We start from the raw sequence: 2929 nt of genomic DNA on the forward strand, positions 1-2929 counted from the left end.
TTTCCAAGTAGCTTGGGTATATTGATGACGACTTAGTTTCTGAAAATTTAGAATATGGCAATGGCAATGGCAATGGCAATGAATATATCAGCTTAAATATAGATAATACACAACTTACAATCACAAAAGCTGGTTCAATTGCACCGATCCTTGAATATACTATCGAACCAGTATTAAATATGTTCCATACTATTTTCATTTCGCCTGAAATAACTGACAACTACAACGCTGCTGCATTTGTTGTTGCAGATAAAGATACTGACGAAGATTAAATAATCTAATCTCTGTAAGCTGCACTTATTCATATACCCAAACCACTTCAAGATGCAGGATTCAGTTGGAATTAGAAATGCTTTAGGCAAGGCATTGATTGAAGAACATGGTTATTCCCTTTTCAAAATCAATAACGCTGCATAAAGTATTTATAAACCAACCTTACAGGGACTTCTGAGCAAATCATGCTCGTTGTTCCATCTTTTTTTAAGGGAGTAACCATTAATGCAAAGATGCGCCTAGATCATGAATTGCTCAGCAGTCCTGAACCTCACATCTTGAAGTGGCTTGGGTATATATACCAAATAAGTGCAGCTATCTCCAAAATCCTTTAAAAATCACACATTTTCAAAATAGAAACTGCGCATTTAAAACTCTATTAAATTGCCATTTTTCATAAAAACATTTAAAGTCACGCTTCGAGAAAAAATTAAAAATCGGAATACATTGTGCTCAACATATTTCGCCAGTACAAAAGCTTAATCATCTTTCAAAGCGTACAAATCATATTACTGGCTTGCATATATATAGATTTTAAACTTTACCCTTTTGTATTTGAACAAAGTACGCTTAACGCTTTTTTACATAATTGTTCACTACTGGTTTTATTACCCTTAATATTTGTTTATACACCACTAAAATATATTCAATATAAAAAACGCAGTACAAAAACTATTTATCTCAGTGCTATTTTCTGCTCTTTTATTACAGGCTTTGCCAGCGCAACTTATACCCACACTATCTCAGTTCCTGGTACGTTTTTATTGCAAATAAAAACCGAAAAAACCATGGATGATGATAAAAACAACTCTGTTCATATTGGTTTTCAATCTCCTACGCCGGACTCTGGTTACGAGAAAAAAACAGGCATCGGCATATTTTTAGCTGAAGCCTTTGTACATAGCTTATTTTACTGTTTGTGGTCATTGTCATTTTTACAATTTGTTGCCTATTCACATAAAAAAAGATTATTCAAAGAGTTAAAAAAACAACAGTTAGATATTCTGACCTACCAGCTAAACCCTCACTTTTTGTTTAATGCCTTAAATAGCATTAGAGGCATGTTGTTTGAGGATAAAACTGAAGCAAAAAAACTACTACAACAGTTTAGAGCTTTGTTTCATCATCATTTTGAAAACAAACAACACCAACTGGAATTACAACAAGAAATAGAACTATGTAAACACTACTTGAAGTTAGAAAAAGTACGATTTGAAGAAAGATTAGAATTGCAGTGGTTAGTTGATCAAAAAGCGCTAAACGCAAAAATTCCTACGATGAGTTTATTTACTTTCATAGAAAATGCGATTAAACATGGTATCGCTCCGATAATTAATGGTGGTTGTATTACTATTCGTGCCAGAATTTATCGCGGTAAGCTCACTTTAGAGGTAATCAACCCAATTAAACCTGGCTTTACTGCTGATGGTACTAAAACAGGCCTAACCAATTTACAAAAAAGGTTAGATTTAATTTTTGATAAAAACTATAAACTTAAGTTTGGCTTAACAACTGATAATAATTATCATGTTAGCTTAGTACTTCCATATAACTTTGATAAAAATAAACATGCGTAGACTTACCGATTACTGGCTAGCCCAGTTACTCATATTCATTCTACTAACCACCTTACCTTTAATTGCGCTGAGTGTAGTTGAAGCAGAAAAAATACTTGCGTATACACATGATTGGCTGATTTTTGTCATCATGAATTTAATGGCACTACATTTTGTTGCACGAAAGAAAATAGTAAAAAATAAAAACGCTTCTAACATTAAAAAATTGTTTAACATTTTATTTTCCATTGTATTAACTAACTTAGTATTACTTGCGCCACTGTATTTGCTCACTATGCTTTGGGCGTTAGATGTAAGTAATAGAGATAAGTTTTACTCTGTCCTTATCGCCATTAGTGTCAATATGCATTTCATTTGGTGTATAGGTTATCAAATGGCTTTGTCTGCAAGAGAAAAAAGTAAACTTGAGAAAGATAATCAAAAATTAAATTTAAAGATTTTAGCGCAACAAATACAACCTGAATTCCTTTATCAAAGCCTAGATAATATTGAAGAATTAATAGAACAAGATGAAGAGCTAGCATCAAATGCCATTACAGACTTAGCTGAACTGCTACGTTATAAACTTAAGGCAAGTAAACTTGATAATGTGCTGATTGGTGAAGAACTACAAGCGGTTAAACATATGCAGTGCTTAGCTAATTCTGGAGAAATTAATATTATAGATTTACCTCATATTTTAGAGCAAAATATAACAGTACCACCACTTTGCATTTATCATTTACTGACTTTATTAAATCAAAAAATTGCATCGCCTTTATTTATTTCTTTTCAAATAGAGCAAGGTAAGTGGTATTTAATAATTTCAGATGTTTTAACATCACCTAGGCTGATCCGCAGAAAAATACTCAAGCAATACGAGATGTTTTTTAGACAAGACGCTGAATTAACATACATTAATCAGCAACTAATTTTATCTGCAAAATTATAGGAGCTGTTGCTCTTTCGAGGTTACTTTTGCAGCGAATTGTTCGGAATTCATACAGGCCAGAGGCTTTGTCATGTGGTTGTTCCACATAAAAAGGCGATAACACAGTAAAAATGCCAAACAAACACTGTCCGAAGGATTCGGCTAAAAG

3 protein-coding genes are annotated in these 2929 nt (G+C 32.8%); all 3 read left to right on the plus strand.

What is annotated here, in order from left to right; genetic code table 11:
• The first annotated feature begins 458 nt into the window (after window positions 1-458).
• A complete protein-coding gene (locus CJF42_RS27685; protein ID WP_170940682.1) occupies window positions 459-608 on the plus strand; it encodes a hypothetical protein in 150 nt (49 codons plus the stop codon).
• A gap of 114 nt (window positions 609-722) precedes the next feature.
• Complete coding sequence (locus CJF42_RS20040) at window positions 723-1850, plus strand: sensor histidine kinase (protein WP_095368377.1); 1128 nt, start codon at window positions 723-725, stop codon at window positions 1848-1850.
• On the plus strand, window positions 1843-2781 hold the full coding sequence (locus CJF42_RS20045; RefSeq protein WP_095368378.1) for a histidine kinase: 939 nt from the start codon (window positions 1843-1845) through the stop codon (window positions 2779-2781). Before CJF42_RS20040 ends, CJF42_RS20045 begins: the two co-directional genes overlap by 8 nt.
• Window positions 2782-2929 lie beyond the last annotated feature (148 nt).

It is taken from the genome of Pseudoalteromonas sp. NBT06-2, assembly GCF_002276045.1.
GTDB lineage: Bacteria > Pseudomonadota > Gammaproteobacteria > Enterobacterales > Alteromonadaceae > Pseudoalteromonas.